25 protein-coding genes and 2 pseudogenes are annotated in these 24768 nt (G+C 58.2%); 16 read left to right on the top strand and 11 right to left on the bottom strand.

The window, feature by feature from the left end; translation table 11 throughout:
* Positions 1-24: 24 nt before the first annotated feature.
* Positions 25-1590: a methyl-accepting chemotaxis protein gene (locus BMW74_RS05090; RefSeq protein ID WP_093414505.1), complete on the bottom strand. Its 1566-nt coding sequence runs from the start codon at positions 1588-1590 to the stop codon at positions 25-27.
* Between the two features lie 510 nt (positions 1591-2100).
* Between BMW74_RS05090 and BMW74_RS05085 the strand changes: the two genes are divergently transcribed.
* The 3 genes from BMW74_RS05085 (at position 2101) to BMW74_RS05075 (ending at position 3784) form a co-directional block, all read left to right on the top strand.
* Positions 2101-2541: a GNAT family N-acetyltransferase gene (locus tag BMW74_RS05085; protein WP_093414502.1), complete on the top strand. Its 441-nt coding sequence runs from the start codon at positions 2101-2103 to the stop codon at positions 2539-2541.
* A 344-nt stretch (positions 2542-2885) separates the two neighbouring features.
* On the top strand, positions 2886-3149 hold the full coding sequence (locus BMW74_RS25430) for a hypothetical protein (RefSeq protein ID WP_093414500.1): 264 nt from the start codon (positions 2886-2888) through the stop codon (positions 3147-3149).
* A 179-nt stretch (positions 3150-3328) separates the two neighbouring features.
* Positions 3329-3784: a DUF2214 family protein gene (locus tag BMW74_RS05075; RefSeq protein WP_093414498.1), complete on the top strand. Its 456-nt coding sequence runs from the start codon at positions 3329-3331 to the stop codon at positions 3782-3784.
* 107 nt (positions 3785-3891) lie between these two features.
* Here the strand turns inward: BMW74_RS05075 and csrA are convergent, their stop codons facing one another.
* Complete coding sequence (gene csrA, locus BMW74_RS05070; RefSeq protein WP_093414496.1) at positions 3892-4086, bottom strand: carbon storage regulator CsrA; 195 nt, start codon at positions 4084-4086, stop codon at positions 3892-3894.
* Positions 4087-4336: 250 nt separating this feature from the next.
* On the opposite strand from csrA, the gene BMW74_RS05065 reads away from it, so the two are divergent.
* A complete protein-coding gene (locus tag BMW74_RS05065; RefSeq protein ID WP_093414493.1) occupies positions 4337-4702 on the top strand; it encodes an SPOR domain-containing protein in 366 nt (121 codons plus the stop codon).
* A 139-nt stretch (positions 4703-4841) separates the two neighbouring features.
* Here BMW74_RS05065 and BMW74_RS05060 read toward each other — a convergent pair whose 3' ends face one another.
* The 7 genes from BMW74_RS05060 to glcD form a co-directional block, all read right to left on the bottom strand.
* Positions 4842-5531: an endonuclease gene (locus BMW74_RS05060; protein WP_093414491.1), complete on the bottom strand. Its 690-nt coding sequence runs from the start codon at positions 5529-5531 to the stop codon at positions 4842-4844.
* A 4-nt stretch (positions 5532-5535) separates the two neighbouring features.
* Positions 5536-5817 carry a DUF1654 domain-containing protein gene (locus BMW74_RS05055; protein ID WP_093414487.1) on the bottom strand — a complete coding sequence of 94 codons (282 nt, stop codon included), beginning with the start codon at positions 5815-5817 and terminating at the stop codon, positions 5536-5538.
* A 206-nt stretch (positions 5818-6023) separates the two neighbouring features.
* Positions 6024-8201: a malate synthase G gene (locus tag BMW74_RS05050; RefSeq protein WP_093414484.1), complete on the bottom strand. Its 2178-nt coding sequence runs from the start codon at positions 8199-8201 to the stop codon at positions 6024-6026.
* A complete protein-coding gene (locus tag BMW74_RS05045) occupies positions 8198-8614 on the bottom strand; it encodes a heme-binding protein (RefSeq protein ID WP_093414479.1) in 417 nt (138 codons plus the stop codon). The genes BMW74_RS05050 and BMW74_RS05045 overlap by 4 nt, the downstream gene beginning before the upstream one ends.
* Positions 8611-9843 (bottom strand): glycolate oxidase subunit GlcF, encoded by a 1233-nt coding sequence (gene glcF / locus BMW74_RS05040; RefSeq protein ID WP_093414476.1) that lies wholly within the window; start codon positions 9841-9843, stop codon positions 8611-8613. Before glcF ends, BMW74_RS05045 begins: the two co-directional genes overlap by 4 nt.
* 2 nt (positions 9844-9845) lie before the next feature.
* Positions 9846-10904 (bottom strand): glycolate oxidase subunit GlcE, encoded by a 1059-nt coding sequence (glcE, locus tag BMW74_RS05035; RefSeq protein WP_093414473.1) that lies wholly within the window; start codon positions 10902-10904, stop codon positions 9846-9848.
* Positions 10904-12403: a glycolate oxidase subunit GlcD gene (gene glcD, locus BMW74_RS05030; RefSeq protein ID WP_093414470.1), complete on the bottom strand. Its 1500-nt coding sequence runs from the start codon at positions 12401-12403 to the stop codon at positions 10904-10906. Before glcD ends, glcE begins: the two co-directional genes overlap by 1 nt.
* A gap of 203 nt (positions 12404-12606) precedes the next feature.
* Here glcD and glcC point away from each other — a divergent pair, with 203 nt between their 5' ends.
* Together glcC and BMW74_RS05020 are read left to right on the top strand one after the other, a co-directional pair.
* On the top strand, positions 12607-13377 hold the full coding sequence (glcC, locus tag BMW74_RS05025) for a transcriptional regulator GlcC (protein WP_093414467.1): 771 nt from the start codon (positions 12607-12609) through the stop codon (positions 13375-13377).
* Positions 13378-13538: 161 nt separating this feature from the next.
* Positions 13539-13940 (top strand): annotated as a pseudogene (locus tag BMW74_RS05020) (DUF1214 domain-containing protein); the annotation flags it as partial.
* A 137-nt stretch (positions 13941-14077) separates the two neighbouring features.
* Here BMW74_RS05020 and BMW74_RS05015 read toward each other — a convergent pair.
* Positions 14078-14512, bottom strand: a complete 435-nt coding sequence (locus tag BMW74_RS05015) for a GFA family protein (protein WP_093414464.1) — start codon at positions 14510-14512, stop codon at positions 14078-14080.
* A 277-nt stretch (positions 14513-14789) separates the two neighbouring features.
* Here BMW74_RS05015 and BMW74_RS05010 point away from each other — a divergent pair, with 277 nt between their 5' ends.
* Both BMW74_RS05010 and BMW74_RS05005 read left to right on the top strand, forming a co-directional pair.
* A complete protein-coding gene (locus tag BMW74_RS05010) occupies positions 14790-15419 on the top strand; it encodes a hypothetical protein (protein WP_093414460.1) in 630 nt (209 codons plus the stop codon).
* 19 nt (positions 15420-15438) lie between these two features.
* The gene (locus BMW74_RS05005; protein ID WP_093414457.1) at positions 15439-16059 is read left to right on the top strand and encodes a helix-turn-helix transcriptional regulator; all 621 of its coding nucleotides are present in this window, start codon (positions 15439-15441) and stop codon (positions 16057-16059) included.
* 151 nt (positions 16060-16210) lie between these two features.
* Here BMW74_RS05005 and BMW74_RS05000 read toward each other — a convergent pair whose 3' ends face one another.
* Positions 16211-17299, bottom strand: a complete 1089-nt coding sequence (locus BMW74_RS05000) for an asparaginase (protein WP_093414454.1) — start codon at positions 17297-17299, stop codon at positions 16211-16213.
* Between the two features lie 283 nt (positions 17300-17582).
* On the opposite strand from BMW74_RS05000, the gene BMW74_RS04995 reads away from it, so the two are divergent.
* The 8 genes and pseudogenes from BMW74_RS04995 to BMW74_RS04955 all read left to right on the top strand — a co-directional run bounded on the left by BMW74_RS04995 (position 17583) and on the right by BMW74_RS04955 (position 24656).
* Entirely contained in the window at positions 17583-18092 is a 510-nt protein-coding gene (locus tag BMW74_RS04995; protein ID WP_371911734.1) for a hypothetical protein, read from the top strand.
* Between the two features lie 196 nt (positions 18093-18288).
* Positions 18289-19245 carry a sugar ABC transporter substrate-binding protein gene (locus BMW74_RS04990; RefSeq protein WP_093414451.1) on the top strand — a complete coding sequence of 319 codons (957 nt, stop codon included), beginning with the start codon at positions 18289-18291 and terminating at the stop codon, positions 19243-19245.
* 57 nt (positions 19246-19302) lie between these two features.
* The gene (locus BMW74_RS04985) at positions 19303-20853 is read left to right on the top strand and encodes a sugar ABC transporter ATP-binding protein (protein WP_093414448.1); all 1551 of its coding nucleotides are present in this window, start codon (positions 19303-19305) and stop codon (positions 20851-20853) included.
* On the top strand, positions 20850-21827 hold the full coding sequence (locus tag BMW74_RS04980) for an ABC transporter permease (RefSeq protein WP_093414445.1): 978 nt from the start codon (positions 20850-20852) through the stop codon (positions 21825-21827). Before BMW74_RS04985 ends, BMW74_RS04980 begins: the two co-directional genes overlap by 4 nt.
* 3 nt (positions 21828-21830) lie before the next feature.
* Positions 21831-22850 (top strand): LacI family DNA-binding transcriptional regulator, encoded by a 1020-nt coding sequence (locus BMW74_RS04975; protein WP_093414442.1) that lies wholly within the window; start codon positions 21831-21833, stop codon positions 22848-22850.
* A 21-nt stretch (positions 22851-22871) separates the two neighbouring features.
* Positions 22872-23789, top strand: coding sequence for a ribokinase (rbsK, locus tag BMW74_RS04970; RefSeq protein ID WP_093414439.1), 918 nt, complete (start codon positions 22872-22874; stop codon positions 23787-23789).
* A 10-nt stretch (positions 23790-23799) separates the two neighbouring features.
* Positions 23800-23994, top strand: a pseudogene (locus tag BMW74_RS04965) (RbsD/FucU domain-containing protein); the annotation flags it as partial.
* 356 nt (positions 23995-24350) lie between these two features.
* On the top strand, positions 24351-24656 hold the full coding sequence (locus tag BMW74_RS04955; RefSeq protein ID WP_093414436.1) for a hypothetical protein: 306 nt from the start codon (positions 24351-24353) through the stop codon (positions 24654-24656).
* Positions 24657-24768 lie beyond the last annotated feature (112 nt).

Here is a 24768-nt window from a genome sequence, read left to right as displayed (position 1 = left end):
TCTCTGTTGCGCTGGTGCGGCTGATTATCGATTGAATCGTTCCACCAGTGAATATTGTGTAGAAGCGGTTTTAGTCAGCTCCCTGTTCAAGCCGGCAGATTGGTGTGCCTGTTCTGAGGTTTGATCGGCCAGGAGAGCGATTGTGGTGATGTTCCGGCTGATTTCCTCGGCGACGGCAGTTTGTTCTTCAGTGGCCGCGGCAATTTGGGTAGTCATATCGGTGATGTGGGAGACCGCTTCACTGATGCCCGACAATGCCTTGTCGGCCTCGAGCACCCGAACCACACCTTCTTCGGCCTGGCGATGACCGCTCTCCATGGTTTGCACGGCGTTGTTGGATGATGTTTGGAGCTTGGTGATCAGGTCATGGATCTGGGTAGTGGACTGGGAGGTACGCTGCGCCAGTTGGCGAACTTCATCAGCCACTACCGCGAATCCTCGGCCCATGTCGCCGGCGCGCGCAGCTTCGATGGCAGCATTGAGTGCCAGCAAATTGGTCTGATCAGCGATACCTTTGATCACATCAACGACGGTCCCTATCTCGTTACTGTCTTTAGCCAACTGTGCGACTGTCAGACTTGTCTCGCCGACGACGGCGGAAAGCCGCTCAATGGCCTCGCGGGTGTCTCGAGCCACATCTCGGCCGCGACTGGTCAGTTGGTTAGCTAGTTGAGTGGCATCCGCTGTACGCTGAACGTGGCTGGCGACCTCCTGGGTGGTCGCGGCCATCTGATTGATTGCGGCAGACACCTGCTCGGTTTCGATGCGCTGGCGATCAAGGCCCTTTGAGCTGTCAGTGGCAAGTACGTCGGATTTTTTTGCCAGCGCGCTGAGTTGTTCAGCAGTGTCTTGCAGGCGTGTGAGGCAGGTCTTCAAGCGTGCGGATTGACTGATGAAAGCGGTTTCAAGGCGGGCTTGTGGTCCGCGCGCATCGCTATACATCTGTGCAATCAACGCGTCAGAGGTGGAGGGCTCAGTCATCTCTAGCAGGCGCAGAGCACCTTGTGTCTGCCAGCGTGAAGAAAGTAAGCCGATCGGCACGGCCATGCCTATTGCCACGGTTAATGCCACGGGCGCGCTGAAAAAAGCGCCGCTTATGGCCGCCGCCATCCCCACAACTAAGAATGGGAGGCAATTCAACAGGACGGGCAGCCAGGTATCGTGACGAGGTATGGCGGGGCCTCCCTGAGTGATGCGCTTGTATAAGGATTCAGCGCGCCGGATTTGATCAGCCGTCGGCTTGACTCTGACCGACTCAAAGCCCACTACCTGACTACCTTCAAATATCGGCGTGACGTACGCGTTGACCCAGTAGTGATCGCCATTTCTGGAGCGGTTCTTGACGATCCCCATCCATGGCCGGCCTTGCTTGAGAGCGCCCCACATATGGGCAAATACAGCAGGGGGGACGTCAGGGTGACGGACGATGTTTTGTGGGGCGCCAATCAGATCAGCCCTATCAAAACCACTGATCTCTACGAAGGCATCATTGCAGTAAGTAATTACTCCTCGAGCATCTGTAGTCGATATGAGTTTCTGCTCAGACGCGAGTGAAATCTCACGCTGTGTGACAGGCTGATTATTTCTCATGCCGATTGATCCTAGGTTCGTGGGTAAGAGGCCATCGGCTAGCCCTGAAGAAAGCTTAATGAGTCACGGATAAAAATTCTTTTATAACAATGAGTTGCATTTGGTTTTGTTTGCTTTTTTGGATCCGGTTTTCCCCACCGATAGGGTCTTGATTTCGATTGAGAAAGCTAGTGCGCGGTGGCAAAGAAGGTAGGTCTTTTTTGATCGATATCGCCCCAAAGTTACTCATGTGCTGAGATCTGTATTCAGAGGCTGGTTGGGAAGGGGGGGCGAAAATGCTGACAGACCAATTAAAAAAGCCCGCTTGTGGGCGGGCGAAGGGATGTAAGGAGGAGTAGCAATCTTGTACCTCGCCCCGTGACTGATTCGTGAAAATGGTGTCGCAGATACGAGAATGCCCAGGCATGGCGGGCTTCAGCAGTTCGCTACGATCAGCCTTCCTTGGCAGAATTTGGCGACGCAATTTCGGGGTAATATGTGGCCCAACGCAAATTGCCAGAAGGGAATGGTATGTCTTCGATCATCAAGCCGATCGGTGCGGCTGATACGAGTCAAGCAGCTGCAGCATTGTGTGAGCTGTGGCCAAAATACTCGCCGGCTGAGATTGCCTCCAGAATTGACGAACTGCTTCGCCCCAATGGCTACCATCTGATCGGATTGTGGGAAGAAGGCTCTGCTTCGGCAGTTTGCGTATTGGGCTACAGGATTCAATATTCACTGTGGCTGGGGAAGTCACTCTACATCGTGGACATTGCAACCCTGCCTCAGAGTCGCGGCAAGGGTTACGCCTCGCAACTGGTGGCCTGGGCTGAAGAGGAAGCTGTGCGCCAGGGCTGCACGGCAGTGCACCTTGACTCCGGGGTTGGTACGGATAGGGCTGCGGCTCATCGTCTCTACATGCAGCGCCACTACCAGATTTCCTGCCATCACTTCCTGAAGCGCCTGGATTGAAAGCTAGGCTCGCATTCGATGCCAGCGAATGCAGTCAGGGCGAAACCCCTTTGGCTGACTGCATTGTGCTGGGCTGGTGTGGCTAAGGCGTGACACGAACGAGCGAGTAAATCGAACTTAGCAGGATCTGCAGCTTGTGATTGTCGCTCGCTGTGGGGCCAGTGATACTCCCCGCGTGAACTGGGCAAGCCAGTTTTCCAGGCCTGAAATCAAAGCGGGAGATGACTGACACTTATGGCCCGGACTTTTGAAGAAAGCGTCATCGGCAGAGGTAAATGTCACAACATCAATGTCCCGGGGTGGCCGATGCTCGAGTATCTCGATATCTTCAGTAAAACTGCCTATTGAGTCCGGCTAGTGACTCATGGGGCGTGTTTGTGCTCCCTGTCGCGCTGATGTGCTTTGCCGGTCTATGCCTGCTGGGGGCTTACTGGCTGGGGTATCGAGCGATTGGTGACATTTGGGTGGTGACGGTGGTGTCGGTGACCTCGTTGCTGATCCTTGAGCCTATCGTGGTCTGGACTTTGTTTGATGAGGCCCCGGGACGGGGCGCGCTGATAGGCTTTTGCCTAGGCGCATTAGGCATGTTGTCGACGGTAATGTTGTAGCTGCACCGATTGGTCCGGCAATGCGTCGCCGGGCCAGTTCCTCTTTTTCTGCTCCCCGCCTTTGATCAGCCCGTCCTGTTGCCCGAACTCTGCGCGTCTAGCGTCATCTTCGGGCAAACCACAGTTATTGGAGCTAAAACTGTGAGGGTGTTTTTTTCTTCTGAAAGAGGAATAGATCGATGTTGATTCATTGGCTTCTCGCAGCGATCCATCTTTTGGCCTATGGGCTTGCGCTCTGGGCGGTGCTGGCACGTGGCAAGGCATTTCTTGGCGTCACTGCGGATGGCAAAGGTGTGCGAGAGGTGTTGCGGGCTGATAACGTCTGGGGCATCTGCGCGCTAACTTTGCTGATGAGTGGTGGCGTGCGCGCCTTCGGTGGTTACGAGAAAGGTGTGGATTACTATCTGCACCAGCCGATGTTTCATCTCAAGATGGCCTTGTTCATCATCATTCTGCTGCTTGAAGTCTCGCCAATGATGACGTTGATCAAGTGGCGAATTGCATCGGGCCGAAACCGGGCGATTGACGTCGGCCGCGCGCGGGTGTTTGCCCGAATCAGTCATGTCGAGAGTCTGTTGATCGTGCTAATGGTCGTGGCAGCGACAGGAATGGCACGGGGCGTGACATTCGGTTGACCAGTTTAGGAGGGCGAGACCCTCACAGCGCAAGTCAACGATGGCGCAGAATCTTTAGCCAGCCATTGCTGCGGGGGAGCCGGCTGGCTACTGATTGCTGTTGAGACTCAGGGCGTTGGTGGTTTTTCCGGGGCAGTGAGACCTGCCTGGATACGCTGGTAGATTTCTTCGCGATGCACCGCAACGTCTTTCGGGGCATTGATGCCAATTCTGACTTGCTGGCCGCTAACGCCCAGTATGGTGATCGTAATGTCGTCACCGATGTTTATGCTTTCACCGACTTTGCGGGTGAGTATCAGCATGATCTTCTCCTTGATAGCTTTGTAGGGCACCTGACTCAAACGATGCAGATGTCGGTATTGCCTATAGATTAGTGCGAAGAGTCGCGGTTTGGGTGCTTCTTTCTGACGCGCAGATGCGTCATTAATTCCCGGGGTGCGACTATACAGAGGCGACAAACATCATTCTCGTTGTTTTGTGCCCTGTTTGCTTGGGTTGTGAGGCATTTTTGAGTGATAAAATCTCCATCTTTGGTCTTGAGAGGAAAAAGCTGTGCGAAAAATGGTGTGGGTGATCGCAGTATTGGCGTTGGCAGGGTGTGGTCAGCAATCCGGCGGCGAGTCAAAAAAGCCCCAGCCCCCTATAGTTCCTGCACACGTAGAGGCCGCAACCCCCCAATGGGACGTACTGGTTCAGGGTGAAACCGTCCAAGCCATCAGTGATCTCACCGGATGGTTGATCGAGCATAGCTTTGTTTCCTACGTAGTCACGCAGGACGGTAAACAACGGGTGCTTGTGGGGCCTTTCAGTTCCAAAGCGGAAGCGGAGTCCCGGCAGGCTGATTTGACCGCCGCCTTGGCCCGGGCCAAGAAAATGAACATCGAGTCTCTGGTCGTCGAGCACCACACCGCTCAGTAAGCACGGCTAAACAGGGCTGTGGTGGTCATCCGTCGTGTAGGGGGAGCAACGGTCCATTCTTAGTGTGGGGGGGCGGGCTGATAATGTGAAAAGGCCCTGGGCAGTAGGATATGCGCAGGGCCTTTTATTGTTTGAGGGGTTAGCCGCAGATCTTCAAGTCGACTGGACCGACGAATTCGTTACCTCGACCCATCACGCACGCCACTGTTTGGTTGCGTTGCCGTTCCCAGGCCTGCACCGGGTAGGTCTTGTTCCACGCCTCGTAGAGCTGCCGATCCTGCTTGGACAGGCGCAAGCCATACTGTTTGCTCATGTAGAAGTAGGTACGGGCGATCATGCCTCGGATGGACGGACGGGGCATGACCTTCTTGGCCTTGAAGTCTACCTGGGTCAGGCACGAGCCATACTGGCCGGACTGCGCGGGTAGCCAGCCGAAACTGAAGTTGCTGCGGTCGCCGTTGACTTCTCCGATGCTGGGCACCAGGTTATGCAGGTCGGCTTCAGCGCGTTGGTAGGTTGGGTCATGGCGCGTGCAGTTCTGGCGGCCGCCTGCTTGCCAGCACTGGCGCTGATGACCAATCTGCCACGCGGGAACAATGTGCTCCCATTCAATGCGGGCTGCACGGTTGGCGTTCTTGCGCGGGACGTAGCCGCACGCCTTGAGATCGACCCGATTACCGGTGTACTTGCAGCCACAGTAGAACTCGGTGGACTGTGGTGCGTAGAGCTTCCAGGCGACTTTCTTGGCCTCGTTGAACGTGCGTGGCGCCTGCGCCTGCGCGCTGGTCGCCACGAGAAGCAACAACAAGGCAAAACAACGAACAATCATTGACTCAGTCTTCCTTTGGCACGACCCAGAAAATCTGCACGCCGCCATCATCGCGATGGGCAAGGGTGACGTTGTCGTTCTCGGCGATTTCCTCCAGTAGTTGTTCCCACTCATCCACGGGCTCGTCGGGGAGGCGGAAGATCAGTGCCGCCTTGGCTTTCTGGGCAGTTGGGGAGTTGATGACTTTTTGAACGCGCAAACCGAGTCGCTCATAGGAGCCTGGGGGAGTGGTTGTTGTTGCAGAGGTTTTGGCCACGGGAGAGTCCTTATTAGGCTGTACGTGCATACAGTATTTAACTGTAAGCGTTTTCGCAACTGCTTAAAATTCAAGAGGATCTCTCAGACAACGTTTTTTTCGGTTTGATGTAAGCCGATAGGTTTTTTCTAGGGAGCTGTCAGCCTTGGCAAGGTTTCGATGGTGGTCGTCCCGACGAACGGTATGGTGAATGCTGCAGCATTCCCATGTCTGGCATGGGAATGCTGACAGGAGGGTTAGCTACGTTGCTTGAACGTGGCGCGGAATCGATGCAACAGCGGCTCGGTGTAACCACTCGGTTGGTGCACGCCCTCAAACACAAGAGCACAAGCGGCCTGGAACGCCACAGATCCATCGAAGTCTGCAGCCATCGGCCGATAGAGCGGATCCCCCGCATTTTGCTGATCCACCACATGAGCCATGCGCTGCAGGATGTCCAGCGTCTGCGGTTGGTCGATCACCCCGTGTCGCAGCCAGTTGGCGATGTGCTGGCTGGAGATACGCAGTGTGGCGCGGTCTTCCATCAGACCGACATCATGGATGTCCGGCACTTTGGAGCAACCCACGCCTTGCTCGACCCAGCGCACCACATAGCCGAGCAGTCCCTGGGCGTTGTTTTCCACTTCTTCGCGAATCTGCTCTGCCGTCCATTTGGCGTCAATGGCAACGGGCACGGTCAGCAGGGCATCGAGCAGGTCGTTGCTGATGGCTGCCAGGTCAATTTCCTCGAGCTCTTGTTGAATCGCCGCTACGTCGACTTTGTGGTAATGCAAGGCGTGCAAAGTCGCAGCAGTAGGGGACGGCACCCAAGCGGTGTTGGCGCCTGCCTTCGGGTGCGCGATCTTCTGCTCGAGCATGGCGGCCATCAAGTCGGGCATGGCCCACATGCCTTTGCCGATTTGTGCTCGGCCGCGCAATCCGCAGTTCAAGCCGACCAGTACGTTGTTGCGCTCATAGGCCTGTATCCAGGCGGTGCTTTTCATGTCGCCTTTGCGCAGCATCGCGCCCGCTTCCATGGCGGTGTGCATCTCATCGCCCGTGCGATCGAGAAAGCCCGTATTGATAAAGGCGACGCGCGGTGCGGCAGCGGCGATACAGGCCTTGAGGTTGACGCTGGTGCGGCGTTCCTCGTCCATGATGCCCATCTTCAACGTGTGGAGTTCAAGACGCAGCAAGTCTTCGATACCGCTGAACAAGCGCGCGGCGAAGGCGACTTCGGCTGGACCGTGCATTTTCGGTTTGACGATGTAGACGCTGCCGGTGCGCGAGTTGCCTTGGCGCTTGAGATCGTGCAGGGCAATCAGGCTGGTGACGATGCCGTCGAGGATGCCCTCGGGCACTTCCCGGTCATTGTCATAACGTATGGCCGGGTTGGTCATCAGATGGCCAACGTTGCGAATGAGCAGCAGGGCGCGGCCGTGTAGTTTGAATGCGGTGCCATCGATGCCGGTGTATTCGCGGTCCGCGTTGAGCCGTCGGATCACGGTTTTACCGTTCTTCTCCAGCGTCTCCGACAGGTCGCCCTTCATCAGGCCCAGCCAGTTGCGATACACCCGTACCTTGTCGTCGGCATCGACGGCAGCGACGGAGTCTTCGCAGTCGATGATGGTCGACAATGCCGATTCGATCAGCAGGTCTTTCACCGAAGCGGCGTCGCTGCGACCGATCGGGCTATCCGGATCGATCTGGATCTCGATGTGCAAGCCATTGTTGCGCAGAACGATAGCCGTCGGTGCGGCGGCGGTACCTTGATAACCCATCAGCTTTTCCGGCTGACGTAGCGTGGTGTGTTGACTACCTTTGAGCATGACTGCCAACGCACCTTCTTCGATGCGGTACGACGTGACGTCGGCGTGCGAGCCCACCTGCAAGGGCAAGGCTTCATCCAGAAAGGCTTTGGCAAAGGCGACCACTTTGGCGCCACGCACCGGGTTGTAACCGCTGCCGGATTCGGCACCGTTGTCGCTGCTGATCACGTCGCTGCCGTACAGGGCGTCATACAAGGAGCCCCAACGCGCATTGGCCGCATTCAAGGCGTACCGCGCGTTGATGGCGGGCACGACCAACTGCGGACCGGCCTGTTGGCTGATTTCGCTATCCACCTGGGTGGTGCTGGCCTGAACCTGGGAGGGTTGCGGTTGCAGGTAGCCGATGGCGGACAGGAACGCGCGGTATGCTGGCATGTCGGTGATGGGCCCAGGATGGGCTCTATGCCAGATGTCCAGTTCCAGTTGCAAGCGGTCGCGCTCGGCCAGCAAGGCACGGTTGACCGGCGCCAGTTCCTGGACCAGATCGGAGAACCCGCTCCAGAAGGTTTGGACGTCGATGCCGGTGCCGGGTAGGACTTCTTCATCGATAAAGGTCTGCAGGACGGGGGCGACGTGCAGGCCATGAAGTTTTACGTAATCAGTCATTGGTGCTTCTCTCCATTCAAGGCGCCGGCGCCGGCTGCGGCAATCTGTGCATCCTGGTCGGCCTTGACGCCGGAAACACCGACCGCGCCAACCACTTGACCCTCGACAACAATGGGTACACCCCCTTCAAGGGACGTCACCAGGGGCGCCGAGAGGAATGCGCTGCGTCCCCCGTTGACCATCTCTTCGTAGCCTTTGGACTCGCGTCGACCGAGGGCCGAGGTTCGGGCCTTTTCCGTCGCGATGTAGGCACCGATCGGCGCGCAACCGTCCAGGCGCTCCAGGGCCAGCGGATGACCGCCATCATCCACCACGGCGATACAGACACTCCATTGGTTGAGCTGGGCTTCTCTGCGCGCGGCAGCGAGGATCAGGCCGACTTCTTTCTGGCTCAATACGGCTTTGCTGTTCATGGGTTTTCCTGTGCGTGAATGGCATCTTCCACCACTTCGATCCAGTGCCGTACCGGGGTGCGGCCGGCGCTGTCGAGGTGGATTTGGCAACCGATGTTGGCGGTGGCAATGACGGCGGGTGAGCCGCTTTCCAACGCCTTGATCTTGTTGTCGCGTAGCTGACGCGAAAGCGCGGGTTGGGTGATTGAGTACGTGCCGGCGGAGCCACAGCAAAGATGGCTGTCGGGCACGGCGGTGAGATGGAATCCCAGGCGAGTCAGCACGCTCTCGACCGCGCCGCCGAGCTTGAGGGCGTGTTGCAGTGTGCACGGGCAATGGAAGGCCAGGCGCTGCTCGCTGCGAGCGCCAAGCTGTTCCAGGGGTTCCGCTTGCAGGACCTCGACCAGGTCTTTGCTCATGGCGCTGATCCGGGCAGCCTTCTGGGCATACGCCGGGTCATGCTTGAGCAGGTGACCATATTCCTTGACGAAAGCACCGCAGCCGCTGGCGGTTTGCACGATCGCCTCGGCGCCGCTTTCGATGGCTGGCCACCAGGCGTCGATGTTGCGCCGGGCCCGTTCCAGCCCCGCTTGCTGGGCGTCGAGGTGATAGTCAACGGCGCCGCAGCATCCCGCCTGGCTGATCGGCGTGAGGCTGATGCCCAAGTGATCCAGCACCCGCGCAGTGGCAGCATTGGTGTTCGGCGACAAGCTCGGCTGCACACAGCCTTCGAGCAGCAACATCGTGCGTGCAAGCGTGCGTGTCGGCCGGGTTTTCGCCTGGGCGATGTGGCGCGGCAGTTTCAGTTGTACGGTTTGTGGCAGTAAGGGACGCAGGCTATTGCCGATGTTCAGCAAGGGCTTGAACAGCGCCGGGTTGGGTAACACGGCGCGCAGGCCATGGCGCAACAGGCGCTGCCCCGTGCTGCGCGGCACGGCCTGATCAACCACGGCGCGGCCAATGTCCAGCAGGTTGTGATAGTCCACGCCAGACGGGCAGGTGGTTTCACAGTTTCTGCACGACAGGCAGCGGTCCAGGTGTTGCTGTGTCTTGGCGGTGACTTCGTTGCCTTCCAGCACTTGCTTGATCAGGTAGATGCGTCCGCGCGGGCCATCCAGTTCATCACCCAGCAGTTGGTAGGTCGGGCAGGTGGCATTGCAGAAACCGCAATGCACGCAACTGCGCAGGATGCTTTCGGCTTCTTCGGCGCGCTCCAGGCGCTGGGCTTTTTCGCTCAAGGTGGTTTGCATGATCAGATCTCTGCGTACATTCGGCCTGGATTGAAAATCCCTTGCGGGTCCAGTTGTGACTTGAGCGATTGCTGGTAGCGCAACAGCGGTGCCGCCAGCGGCTGGAAGGGCTGCTCGGTCTTTGCGTGGCAGGTGGCATGCCCGCCGGCCTGCCTGGCGATGGCGCGAATGGTTGCGGCGTCGGCACTGGATTTCAGCCAGCGTTGTGCCCCCCCCCAATCGATCAATTGCTCGCCTGGCAGACTCAATGGGCCGGTGTTGGTCGGCAGTGACAGGCGCCAGAGCGGCCGAGCATCGGCAAAAAATGCCAGGCGCTGGGCATTCAATTCGCTCCAGTAGCGGGCGTCGAGCAATTCGCCGCCCAAGCGATCATGTGCGGCGGTTACCGAGCCTTCGCCGCCCTCCAGGCGCAGATGCAAGCGTTGTCCGTCATGACTGGCCGCACTGATGGGGATGGGTTGTTGACCCCACTCTGCCAGTTTCAGCAGGGCCTGCTCGCTGCTTATTTCCAGGGTGATACTGAGGCTGTGTCGCGGCTTTGGCAGCACCTTGAGGGAGACTTCGGTCAGCAGCCCCAGACAGCCAAAACTGCCCGCCATCAAGCGCGACAAATCGTAACCGGCCACGTTCTTCATCACTTCGCCACCGAAGCGCAGATGCTTGCCATGACCGGTAATGACACGGGTTCCAAGTACGTAGTCGCGAACCGATCCGGCCCATGGCCTGCGTGGCCCCGACAGGCCGGCCGCGACCATACCGCCAAGGGTGGCGCCGTCATCGCTGTGCGGTGGTTCGCATGGCAGCATTTGCCCGGCGGCGTCCAGCGTCGCGTTCAATTCAGCCAGCGGCGTGCCGGCGCGTGCCGTGATCACCAACTCCGTAGGGTCGTAGGTGACAATGCCGCGATGTGCACGCGTATCGAGCAGTTGACCGCGTACTTCGCGGCCCAGATGAGCCTTGCTGTTACCGCCCTGGATGCGCAACGGAACATGGCTGTGCAGGGCATGTTCAACCTGTCGCAAAAGGTCCGCGCCAGCGTCGTTGGAATGTTGGCCAGGCATTAGAAGCGCTCCAGTTCAGGGAAGGGCAACTGCCCCATGTGCACATGCATGGCGCCGAACTCGGCGCAACGATGCAGGGTGGGAATGTTCTTGCCGGGGTTGAGCAGGCCACTGGGGTCAAAGGCCGCCTTGACGGCATGAAACAGGGTCAATTCGTCGCTGCTGAACTGGGCGCACATCTGGTTGATCTTCTCCCGGCCCACCCCGTGTTCGCCGGTGATGCTGCCGCCGACCTTCACGCACAGTTCGAGGATTTTGCCGCCCAGGGCTTCGGCGCGATCAAGCTCCCCTGGCGTGTTGGCATCGAACAGGATCAGCGGATGCATGTTGCCGTCGCCGGCGTGGAAGACGTTGGCTACGCGCAGGTCGTACTCGGCGGACAGCTCGGCGATTGCCCGGAGTACGCCAGGTAGCTCGCGGCGCGGGATGGTGCCGTCCATGCAGTAATAATCCGGCGAGAGGCGTCCGACGGCGGGGAAGGCATTCTTGCGTCCGGCCCAAAAGCGCACGCGTTCGGCTTCGTCTTTGGCTAGGCGCACCTCGGTGGCACCGGCGTGCTCCAGCACTTGTCGGACACGCTCGCAGTCGTCGTCGACATCGGCTTCGACGCCGTCAAGCTCACACAGCAGGATGGCTTCGGCGTCGACGGGATAACCGGCATGGATGAAGTCCTCGGCGGCACGAATGGCGAGGTTGTCCATCATCTCCAGGCCACCGGGGATGATGCCGGCAGCAATGATGTCGCCTACCGCACGACCGGCTTTTTCAACGGAGTCGAATGCTGCCAGCAGCACCTTGGCCGATTGTGGTTTGGGCAACAGCTTGACGGTCACCTCGGTGATCACCCCGAGCATGCCTTCGGAACCGGTGAACAGCGCCAGCAGATCAAAACCGGGCGAGTCTAGGGCGTCGCTGCCCAGGGTCAGGCGTTCGCCGTCGACCGTGAGGATCTCTACCTTCAGCAGGTTGTGCACGGTCAGACCATATTTCAGGCAGTGCACACCGCCGGCGTTTTCCGCGACGTTGCCGCCGATGGAACAGGCGATTTGCGAGGAGGGGTCCGGTGCGTAATACAAGCCATGGGGGGCGGCAGCCTGAGAGATCGCCAGGTTGCGCACGCCCGGTTGTACGCGGGCAAATCGTCCGGCAGGATCGATTTCAAGGATATTGTTGAAGCGGGCCATGACCAGCAGCACGCCTTTTTCCAGCGGCAGTGCACCGCCGGACAGACCGGTGCCGGCACCACGTGGCACCACGGGGACACGCTGTTGATGGCAGATCTTCAGCAGCTTCTCGACTTGCTCGATTTCTCGGGGCAACGCCACCAGCATTGGCGTAGTGCGGTAGGCAGACAATCCGTCGCACTCATACGGCTTGAGTTCTTCCTGGCTATGGAGGATTTCCAGGTCGGGCATCTGCTCAAGCAATGCCTGTATAAGCGCGTTTTTGTTGCTGGCCGGAAGAACTCCGTCAACACGTTCGTCGTAGAGAATATTCATAGAGGGACAGGCAACCCTTGCTTATTGTTATGACAGGCGAGTGCTGTGGACGCGCTTGCATCATTGGTCGCAGGGGTAATACTGTCTACGTCATTCAGTGCTGGTCGAACCAGTTTTTTCTTCTTTGTTTTTCTTTGTTCTAAATAAAAATGTTTTAAAACAACAAGATATGTTCTTGCTGTAAGCGATAGGAGTTAGAGTCTATGACTGGTCATACCAGTGTGGGGCGTGCCGCGCAGGTGGCAGACGTGGTCTGTGAGCGGATCGAGCGACTGATCGTCGATGGCGTATTGAAGACTGGCCAACTGTTGCCCTCTGAACGGCGCCTGACGGAAAAGCTCGGCGTCTCCCGCACGGCACTTCGTGAAGGGCTGAAGTTGCTGAGTGCTCGCGGGATCATCAAGACGGAGCAGGGCAAGGGCTCCTTCGTTGCCGACCTGTCGGGGCAGAGTACCGCGTCGCCATTGATGCACCTGTTCAGCTCTCAGCCTCGCACGCTTTACGATCTGTTCGAGGTGCGCAGCCTTCTGGAAGGCGAATCGGCGCGCCTGGCGGCCTTGCGTGGCACCGAGGCTGACTTCGTCCTGATCACCCGCAGCTACCACGCCTTGCTCGATGCGCACGCGTGTTCGTTGGAGGCGTCCGAGCACGCCCGGCTCGATCATGCGTTTCACCTGGCAATCTGCGAGGCTTCGCACAACCCGGTGCTGGTGCAAACTTTGCGTTCGCTAACGGACCTGCTGCTCAGCACGGTGTTCGCCTCGGTCAACAACCTCTACCACCGCGAACCGCAAAAGCGGCAAATCGATCGTCAGCACGCACGGCTCTACAACGCCGTCACCGGGCGTTTGCCTGAACAGGCACGCAAGGCTGCTGTGGCTCATATCCAGAGCATCAGTGAGAACCTTAAGGAAATAGAAAATGAAGAACAGCGCCTAGTGCGCTCAACCCTGCGGCTGGAGGGGTGGACGTGATCGCTGCTTTGAGGCGAACGTCGTAAAAATGCGCAATAGGTGCGCGCATTTTTCATGGGTATCCCTTTCAACGCCTGTTGTTACTGAGGGCAAGGAACAGTTCCTTGTGTTTCGGCTTCCTGTCTAGAGAATTTGGGACGATTCAACATCGGCCCAAAGCGTTCAACTGCATCGACCCGCGTACTGGCTTCTTCACGAATGCCTACTCAGCCAGCCCAGGTATGGCAGTGAACATGGAGAATGTCGGCGCCAAGTACCCGGCTACCTTCGTCGATGCCCAAGGTGACTTTCTGTCCGGCAGCAACGGTTACACGCTAAATCTGCCCAAAGGCATTCCAGCCGCGCTTTTCTGGTCGGTAACGGCCTATGACTCAATCACCGCTTCGGGCTTGGACAATGGCCAGCCATTCCCATCGCTGAACACAATGGACAAACCAGGTACGGGTAAAAACTGGATAAAAACACTGCCTGGCGAAGGCTACTTCGTGATTCTGCGTTTGTATGGCCCGACCAAGGCGTTCTTCGACAAAGTATGGACGCCGGGAGACTTGATCAAACATTGATCTGGGGTGTTTGCGAGCGGCATGGGTGCATCAATGCACTCATGCCTTTGGCATTTTTGGCCGGCTGCGAAAAACTCGGCTGGCCCAAACAGGTGGAATCAAGCGAGGTCGGAGCGCAACACGCTACGGCGCCAGCGCTATTCGTCCATGCTGACGCCCGATCCCCCTAATTCACTGGGAACGTCCTTCATCTTGGGCAAACCGTCTTTGATGCGCAGCCTGGTCTCCTGATAGTGGACGTGAATGCCTGGCGAATACGCGAGATCCGGGATGACAGCAGCATACACATCGATGAGCCCCATCCCAGGGTGTTCGGTGAAGAGGTGCCCGCCGCAGTTCTTGCACCATTTGCGATAACTCGACGGAGTCTTGTTGTAGGTGCCAATGTTGTCAGCTCCCCGAGTCACTTGCACCGCCTCGGGTTTCCATAGCGTGAAGGCATTGACCGGTGCGGCTGACCAATGTCGACACGACTCGCAATGGCAATAGCCCATTGCGGTCGGCTCACCGCTGACGGTGAACTCGACTGCGCCGCAAAAACAACTGCCTTTGTAAGACCTTTGAATGCTCATGGAGTGACTCCTTCATCAGTTTTTACACTTACAGCCAACGTTGGGATGGATCGCCTGAGTGGCGGTGAGTTTCACCCGCTAATCTAGCGTACCGCTGTCGCCGGCGTACGTCGCGCCTCCGCCGCGTTGTCGCCTTAAAGCGAGCGAAGCTGCGTTGAGCGCCTCTGCTCGGGTTGTTGTCGACCGTTGATCGGCAGTCTTCTGCCATATCAATAAAAACATATAAATATGCTTTAATTGATATTGCAAGGCACTCCCATACCCAGAGGGTTCGGTCATGAATATCAAGACATTGCTTGTGCTGCTGTTCGCGCTGTGCGCTCAACCGGCCTGGAGCCAGGCATCCACTGCGGCGCCCGCCGCCACCGATAGTGCTGCGACCAGTACCCGACTGGGGTTGCGCGACCTGTGGGTCGAGCACATTTTCTGGATCAGAAACTACGTAATGGCTAATCAGGTTGGCAACCACAACGAGGCGCAGGTTGCTGCCGACCAGGTGGTGGCTAACGCGACTCGCATTGCCAATAGCATTGCCCCGTTGTATGGGCAGCCGGCAGCCGATCAATTGCTCAAGTTGCTGGCAGGGCATTGGGGGGCGGTGAAGCATTACAGTGATGCTTCAGTGGCCAAGGATACAAAGGGCAAGCAGGCCGCAGTAGACGAGTTGACCCGTAATGCCAAGGCTATCGCCAAGTTTCTCGCCACCGCCAACCCCAACCTGCCCGAGGCTACCCTGGTGACCATGCTGGCTGCTCATGGTGGTCACCATATTGCTCAGGTCGATCAGTTGGCAGCCCACGACTATGGCGCCGAGGCAAAGACCTGGCAGATGATGAGGGTCCATATAGAGGCGCTTGCTGACGCATTGAGCGCCGCACTGGTCAAGCAGTTCCCGGACAAGTTCTGAGTTCGCACGAGGTTGGATCATGTTTGAAGGATTGGGTCGCACCCAGCAGGACCTGTTGAATGCGTTGCTGTACCACGGCTCAGGGATGAGCATCGACGAGTTGGCCAGCCACCTGGCGGTAACGCGTACGGCGATTCGTCAGCACCTGGCTGCGCTAGAGCGTGACGCCCTGGTTCTGCGGGGTGCAACCCGAGCCACGGGGCGGCGCCCCGAGCAGCTGTATCAACTGACGGATCACGCCCGGGAGATGTTTCCACGCCAGTACCAACTGCTGGCCAACGTGTTGATCGAGGAAGTCGCCGGTATCATTGGGCCAGAGGCGTTGGCCGTGTTGATGCGCAATTTGGGGCGCAAGCTGGCCGCCGACCGGGAGCGCAATACGGTCGACGAGGCCCGGATCGTGCACCACATGAATCAGGCTGGGTATGAAGCGCAGGTGTTTTTCCGCTCATCCGGCGAGAAGGAAATCGTTGCGCACAATTGCGTCTTCCATCATCTGGCCGCCGCTCATCCGGTCGTCTGCGAACTCGATCTGGCCTTGATCGGGGCGCTCGGCGGTGGCGAGGTGGAGCATCTTGAGTGCATGGTACGGGGCGGCCAGGTCTGCCGGTTCAAACTTGACCCGGATGAACGCCCCTAGCGCGATCCTCAGTAACTGCTGACACGGCCCAAGTGCCAAGATGACCGGTGCCTGGGGCGATTCAGCGTGTGTGGTGAAGGAAAGGCCACTCGCCCGAACGGGCGATGTGGGTATGGAGCGCGTTCGGCCGGGGTTGGCCGAACGCGGTCGATCAGTACTCCCAGAACATCCGTTGCAGCTCTTTACTGTCCGAGGTCTTGGTCAGTGCGACCATGGCGAGGATGCGAGCTTTCTGTGGGTTCAGGTCATGGGCAACGACCCAGTCGTATTTGTCGTCGGGTTGCTCGGCATTGCGCAGGACAAAGCCCCCTGCATTGACGTGGGACGAACGAATGATCTGCACACCATCTTTGCGCAACGCTTGCAGGGTAGGGACTACGCGTGACGAGACTGAGCCATTGCCGGTGCCAGCGTGGATGATAGCTTTGGCGCCAGATTGGGCCAGGGCCTTGTAGGCGGTGTCGCTGACGTTGCCGTAGGAGTAGGCAATTTCGACGTCAGGCAGGTTCTTGATGGTCTTGATGTCGAATTCAGATTCCATGGTATGGCGCTTGGCAGGCAGGCGGAACCAGTAGGACTTGCCTTCGACCACCATGCCCAGCGGACCCCAGGGGCTTTTGAACGCCTCGGTCTTGATGTTGATCATCTTGCTGACATCACGTCCCGACTGGATCTCGTCGTTCATGGTCACCAGTACGCCTTTGCCGCGTGCGTCTTTGCTACTGGCAACGGCAACGGCGTTATACAGGTTGAGCATGCCATCGGCCGACATGGCGGTGCCTGGGCGCATTGAGCCGACCACGATGATCGGTTTGTCGGTTTTCTCCACCAGGTTCAAGAAGTAGGCGGTTTCTTCCAAGGTATCGGTGCCATGGGTGATCACGATGCCATCGACGTCCTTGCTGTCGGCCAGTTCGGCTACACGGCGACCCAGTTGCAGCAGGTTTTCGTTGGTGATGCTCTCGGAGGCGATCTGCATCACCTGTTCGCCACGCACGTTGGCCAGTTGACTCAACTCGGGAACGCCGGCGATCAGTTGCTCGATCCCAACCTTGGCGGCCTGATACGTGGCACTGTTCGCCGCGCTGGCACCGGCGCCAGCAATGGTGCCGCCGGTGGCGAGGATCACCACGTTGGCCAGCTTCTGTTGGTTTTCGACTTCTTTCGCCTGCAAGGCAGTCGGTAGCAGCAGCAGGAGGGCCAAGGCGCCCGGAACAAAGGTCTTCAAAGCAGATGTCATTATTTTTCTCTCTAGTAGTGATGACGGTGCAAATGCAAGTTCATCTAGATGTACCCCCGACCAATCTGAATGCCGGGGGTCACAGGTATGAGCAGGATCTGTACCAGTCATATTTCAGAGTGAAAAATTATCTTAATATTTTGAAATATATAGATATTTTTCGTTTCGCTATTCGCTGTTGATCGTTCATGTGTCCGGGTTTCCGACTGTAAGCTAAGTGTTTGTTCGGATCTCCGAAGTGTCCTGCAGCGCATGTTTTGGCTCTCTACAGTTGCATCAGGAAATGAGCGCTAAAGAAAGCCCGTTTCTGGTCGATGCTTCTTTAAGGATCTTTTCACAGGGAGTTCACATGACAGGTTCAATAGGTTTTCCTGCGGGCGTTACCATCAGCTACAACGGTAAACCCCAGAGTGCCGCTGAGAAGCTCAGCAAAGATGCCTCGGGCGATGCGCTTGCTACGGAGAGGGACGCTGGGAAGCTAAGGATTGCGGGCTCGCAAACCACCGATGGCACCCAGGAGGCGGACGCTGGGCAATCCAGCGGTAACGTGATCGTTGATATGTTGCTCAAACGCATGCAGGAGTTGCGGGAGTTGATGCAACAACAGCAGCAACAACTAGCTGCAGCCCAGGCGGCGGCGTACCCCACGCCCGAAGCGAAAACGACCGTGGTAATGGGCATCCAGTCTCAGATCGCCAGCACCAGTGCGGCCTTGCAGCAGACTTCTGCCCAGTTGGTCAAGGAGTTGAGCAAAGGGGCGGCGGCAGGCTCGTTGATCAGCACGACTGCTTGACCGGCGTATTTTTCGCTATGTGTTCGCGGCGATGCGACCCCAATAGTTGGAAAGGCCGATCGTTGACAAATCACCGTCGGTTTTCCATAGTTTGGTTTACGCAAACGTTTGCGCTTTCGTATTGATAGTTTGATGACGTTTCAGGCGTGCCTGATGCAAACGTTGCTCACAATAATCATAAGATCGGAGTGAACCCATGAAGCTGCCATTCGCTGGACGTCTTCTCGCAGTCGCCATGTTGGCTGCCGCCTCCACCATTATCCCTCTCTCGTCGGTGTTCGCCGCCAGCCCTGAAAAACCCAAAGTTGCGCTAGTCATGAAGTCCCTGGCCAACGAGTTCTTCCTGACCATGGAAGATGGCGCCAAGGCCTATCAGACACAACATCCCGCTGACTTCGACCTGATCTCCAACGGGATCAAGGACGAAACCGATACCGCCAATCAAATCCGCATTGTCGAGCAAATGATCGTGTCGAAGGTCAATGCGCTGGTGATCGCGCCGGCTGACTCCAAGGCCATGGTGCCGGTGATCAAGAAAGCCGTGGATGCCGGTATCACAGTCATCAACATCGATAACCAACTCGACCCGGCAGTGCTCAAGAGCAAGAACATCAGCGTGCCCTTCGTCGGCCCGGACAACCGCAAGGGCGCGCGTCTGGTCGGTGAGTACCTGGCCAAGCGACTCAAGGCTGGCGACGAAGTCGGCATCATCGAAGGCGTTTCCACCACCACCAATGCCCAAGCGCGGACCGCAGGTTTCAAAGATGCGATGGACGCCGCGCAGATCAAGGTTGTGTCGGTGCAATCGGGTGACTGGGAAATCGATAAAGGCAATCAGGTCGCTTCGGCCATGCTGAGCGAGTACCCCAACCTCAAGGCCCTGCTGGCGGGCAACGACAGTATGGCGCTTGGTGCTGTGTCGGCCGTGCGCGCAGCAGGCAAGGCGGGCAAGGTGCAAGTGGTTGGTTATGACAACATCAATGCCATCAAGCCGATGCTCAAGGACGGTCGCGTCCTGGCCACGGCCGACCAATTTGCTGCCGAGCAGGCGGTGTTCGGCATTGAAACCGCACTGAAAATACTCAAGGGCGAAAAGGTCGACAACGGCGCCAGCGGTGTCATTGAAACTCCGGTCGAGCTGGTTACCCAGTAGTTTTTCTGGCAGCACATTGGCGCTCGCCCGTCTGGGGAGGGCGCACGGAGGTTTTTTATGTCAGCGAGTGCCCCGGCGGTCCTATCGGTCAGCGGTATCGGCAAGACTTATGCGCAACCGGTGTTGAGCGGTATCGATCTGACGCTGATGCGCGGTGAGGTACTGGCACTGACCGGCGAGAACGGAGCAGGCAAAAGCACGCTGTCGAAAATCATCGGTGGGTTGGTCGCGCCGACCACCGGCCAGATGCGGCTCCAGGGAGGCGATTACCGACCCGGCAGCCGAGCCCAAGCAGAGGGTCTGGGCATTCGCATGGTCATGCAGGAGCTCAATCTGCTGCCAACCTTGTCCGTTGCGGAAAACCTGTTCCTGAACAACCTGCCAAGCCAGGGTGGCTGGATCAGTCGCAAGCAACTGCGCCAGGCAGCACGCGTGGCGATGGCCCAGGTCGGGCTGAATGCAATTGATCCAGACACGCTGGTGGGCGAGTTGGGGATCGGCCATCAGCAGATGGTGGAGATCGCCCGCAACCTGATCGGCGACTGCCAGGTGCTGATTCTCGATGAGCCCACGGCGATGCTGACGGCCCGGGAAGTGGAGATGCTGTTCGAGCAGATTAGTCGACTGCGTGCTCGCGGCGTGGCCATCATTTACATCTCCCATCGCCTGGAAGAGTTGGCGCGGGTTGCGCAGCGCATCGCGGTGCTGCGTGACGGTAATCTGGTGTGCGTCGAACCTATCGCCAACTACAGCAGCGAACAATTGGTCAACCTCATGGTTGGTCGTGAGTTGGGCGAGTATCTGGACCTGGGAGTACGGCAAGTGGGTGCGCCGGCGCTGACCGTCAAGGGGCTGACCCGTTCGGATAAGGTCCGTGATGTGTCTTTCGAGGTGCGAGCCGGTGAAATTTATGGCATCTGCGGGTTGATCGGGGCAGGGCGTACCGAACTGTTGCGGCTGATCTATGGGGCTGATATCGCAGACAGCGGCACGGTGGCACTGGGGACGCCTGCCCAGGCGGTGAGCATTCGAACGCCCGCTGATGCGGTCGCCCACGGTATTGCCCTGGTCACCGAAGACCGCAAGGGCGAGGGCCTGCTGCTGACTCAGTCGATCAGCGCCAATATTGCCCTGGGTAACATGTCAGTGATCTCCAGTGCTGGCATCGTCAATCCAGGAGCCGAGTGGGCGCTGGCGCAACGGCAGATTGACGCCATGCGCATCCGCAGTTCCAGCCCGGCGCAGCGGGTCAGTGAGTTATCAGGAGGCAATCAGCAGAAGGTGGTGATTGGCCGTTGGCTTGAACGCGATTGCTCGGTGTTGTTGTTCGATGAGCCGACGCGAGGCATTGATGTCGGTGCCAAGTTCGATATCTATGGGCTGCTGGGCGATTTGGCGCGCCAGGGCAAGGCGTTGGTGGTGGTGTCCAGCGACCTGCGCGAACTGACGCTGATCTGCGACCGCATAGGAGTGCTCTCGGCCGGCTCTCTCATCCAGACTTTCGAGCGTGACAGCTGGACCCAGGATGACTTGCTTGCTGCTGCCTTTGCGGGCTATCAAAAACGTGATGCGTTGCTCAATGAAGCAGCGTCTAGGGACCTTTCATGAAAACTGCAGTGCCTGCAGGCAGGCGTAATGGCAACCTCTATGGCCTCGGTACCTACCTGGGACTGGCGGGGGCCTTGCTGGCAATGATTGCGCTGTTCTCGGTATTGAGCAGCCACTTCTTGTCCTATGACACCTTCAGCACCTTGGCCAATCAGATCCCTGACTTGATGGTGCTGGCGGTTGGCATGACCTTCGTGCTGATCATCGGTGGTATCGATCTGTCGGTGGGGTCGGTGCTCGCCCTGGCGGCGTCGACAGTCAGCGTGGCGATTCTTGGCTGGGGTTGGAGTGTACTGCCGGCAGCGTTGCTGGGCATGGCCGCTGCGGCATTGGCCGGAACCATCACGGGCTCAATCACCGTGGCCTGGCGCATTCCATCCTTCATCGTTTCGTTGGGGGTGCTGGAAATGGCCCGAGGCGTGGCCTATCAGATGACCGGATCGCGTACGGCCTACATCGGCGATGCCTTTGCCTGGCTGTCCAACCCGATTGCCTTTGGTATCTCGCCATCTTTCATCATTGCGTTGTTGATCATCTTCATTGCCCAGGCGGTATTGACCCGCACAGTGTTCGGTCGCTACCTGATCGCGATCGGGACCAACGAAGAGGCGGTGCGCCTGGCAGGGATCAATCCTAAGCCCTACAAAGTCCTGGTGTTTAGCCTGATGGGGTTGATGGCGGGTGTCGCGGCACTGTTCCAGATATCGCGCCTGGAAGCGGCGGACCCCAATGCGGGTTCCGGCCTTGAGTTGCAAGTCATCGCGGCCGTGGTGATCGGCGGTACCAGCCTGATGGGGGGGCGAGGTTCGGTGATCAGTACCTTCTTTGGCGTACTGATCATTTCAGTCCTGGCGGCAGGCCTCGCGCAAATCGGTGCGAGCGAGCCGACCAAGCGAATCATCACCGGTGCGGTGATAGTGATCGCGGTGGTGCTGGACACTTACCGCAGCCAACGTGCGCGTCGACGGAGCTGAGCCATGGCAACCATTAAGGATGTAGCAGCGCTTGCAGGGATTTCCTATACAACGGTGTCCCATGTGGTCAACAAGACGCGACCTGTGAGCGATGAAGTCAGGCTCAAGGTCGAAGCAGCGATCCAACGCCTGGACTATGTGCCCAGCGCTGTAGCCCGTTCGCTCAAGGCCAAGACCACCGCGACCATCGGCCTGTTGGTGCCCAATAGTCTCAACCCGTACTTTGCCGAACTGGCACGGGGCATTGAGGACTACTGCGAGCGTAACGGCTACTGCGTGATTCTTTGCAACTCCGACGATAACCCGCAGAAGCAGCGCAGTTACCTACGCATGCTGCAGGAAAAACGCATCGACGGGCTGATTGTGACTTCCGTCGGCAGCGATGCTCGGCTTGCCGAGGGGCTGGCCGGTGTGCGTACCCCAATGGTGATTGTCGATCGTGCGTTGGATGGACTTGAAGCGGACTTGGTCCGCATCGACCACGAACACGGTGCGTATCTGGCGACCCGGCATCTCCTAGAGCTCGGACATCGCGACATCGCTTGCATTGGCGGTCCGGCCCACACCAGTGTGGCGCAGATGCGTATGGCCGGTTTCTGGCGGGCGCTGAAGGAAGTCGGTGTCCAAGTACCCATTGAACGCGTTCTCGAAAGCGACTTTACCAGTACCGGCGGCTACGAGGCGGCGGCCAGTTTGCTCGAACAGGCCCCACCCAGCGCGATTTTTGCTGGCAATGACATGATGGGGATTGGTGTGTTGCGTGCGGCTGCCGAGCGCAGTATCCGAGTGCCAACCGAGCTTTCGGTGATCGGCTTTGACGATATTCAGATGAGCCGTTACGTCTACCCGGCGCTGACTACCGTGGGCCAGTCGATCCTGCAGTTGGGGGAAATGGCGGCTGAAGTGCTCTTGCGACGAATCGCCACCCCCGAACGCCCGACCGATCAACGGATCGTGACGCCGAGCATTGTCCTGCGGGAGTCGACAGCGCCACTTGCCTGCATGTTCGACCAATATCCCTGAACAATTGACGAGTACTGATGTATGCCAGCAAAAGTCGTGGTTGTAGGCAGTTTGAACATGGACCTGGTAACCCGTGCGTCGCGACTGCCCCGTATCGGCGAGACATTGATTGGCGAGTCGTTTGCGACGGTGTCGGGTGGTAAGGGCGCCAATCAGGCCGTGGCGTGCGCCAGGCTAGGCGCGCAGGTCTCGATGATGGGCTGTGTAGGAGATGACGCCTACGGCGGACAGTTGCGTGCGGCGCTGCTGGACGAGCAAATTGATTGCCAGGCGGTGATCTCGGTCGAGGGCTCCAGCGGCGTTGCGTTGATCGTGGTCGACGACAGCAGCCAGAACGCGATAGTGATAATTGCCGGGGCCAATGGCCTGCTGACGCCTGATGCGATTGCCACGCACGACCGCATCTTGCAGAGCGCCGATGTGATCGTCTGCCAGCTCGAGGTGCCGATGCCGGTCGTGGGTCATGTTCTCAAGCGCGGTCGTGAGTTGGGCAAGACGGTGATCCTCAATCCTGCGCCGGCAACAGGGCCGCTGCCGACACAATGGCTCGCTTGCATCGACTATCTGATTCCCAACGAAAGTGAAGCCTCGGCCTTGAGCGGCTTGCTGGTGGACTCCCTGGAGAGTGCTGAGTTGGCAGCCAGCCGCTTGATCGCCTCTGGCGCCGGCAAAGTCATCATTACATTGGGCCCCCAGGGCTCGCTGTTCGCCAACGGGCTGAGCTTCGAACACTTTCCGGCGCCAGTGGTCAACGCGGTCGACACCACGGCCGCCGGCGACACGTTTGTTGGCGGATTCGCTGCCGCGCTGGCGAGTGGCAAAGATGAGACGCAAGCCATACGATTCGGGCAGATGGCGGCGGCCTTGTCTGTGACACGTGCCGGAGCACAGCCTTCTATCCCATCACTGTCCGACGTGCTGGGGTTCAAGACCTCGTGAAAAAGACAATATTGCCTTGTCGCGGTTGATTGCGTCGCTGGGGCGCGGCGACATGCTCGTGATCGGCGATGCCGGTTTGCCGGTGCCGCCTGGGGTTGAATTGATCGACTTGGCCCTGATCCAGGGCATTCCCGATTTCGTCAGCGCGTTGAATGTGGTGCTCAGCGAAATGCAGGTTGAAAGCCATGTGCTGGCCGAAGGCATCAGGCTTGCGGTGGATTACTCCCCTTGTGTGAAGGATGCGCCCGAGTGGTCGGCGGGGTACTTTTCAAACACTTGCTCGATGAAGCGTTGTGCGACCTGAGTGCCGAGTTCTTTGACCAGTAGGTCAATGCCAATGATCGCCAGTTCTTCCGGACTGCCCGGGCTGTAGGCGCAGTGGCCCAGGGGTCAGTTGGTCTTGATGTTGGCGTCGATGTTTACGGTACTCATGGGTGGTTCGCGTAGTCAGAAAAGTCTGTAGGTGGAGTTAACCCTCTTGCGCGAGGTTTGGCACGGTGACTTAGGTATGAAGGCGCTGCTGTGCGACACTTGAGCTTTAGTGATTTCAGGGAAAAAGCTGTGCAGATCGATTTGAATACCCCGGGCAGCTTGACGCTGGAGGCTGTGCGCCAGTTGCTGGCTAGCGCCAGTGATGATGAGCACACGCAATTGCGAGTCACTCGATCAGGCATTGCCTATATTTCGTCAGGTATTGTAGGTGGGGCGCAGATCGATGGGCTGTTGTTTCGCCTGGAAACGTGGGCGAAGGGTTCCGGTTATGTCGGCTTGGTCGCAGCCAATGATGCAGTTTGGGTCATGCAGATCTTCAATGCGTTGCAGCAGAACTGGCCCCATCCGACCTTTGAGTACATCGATATTTACTGAGCATTGTTCATATTCAGTCACGATTGCGCTCGGAACCGGTTCGGTTGCTCAGGCAAACTTGCGCCCTTGACGCGTTTGAGGGCAAGGTAATGGCCGAAACCATGAATCCGAA

The sequence above is a fragment of the Pseudomonas sp. ok272 genome, from assembly GCF_900109995.1.
GTDB lineage: Bacteria > Pseudomonadota > Gammaproteobacteria > Pseudomonadales > Pseudomonadaceae > Aquipseudomonas.
Note: the sequence above shows the minus strand (reverse complement) of the source record. Positions and strands in the feature narration are given on the sequence as shown.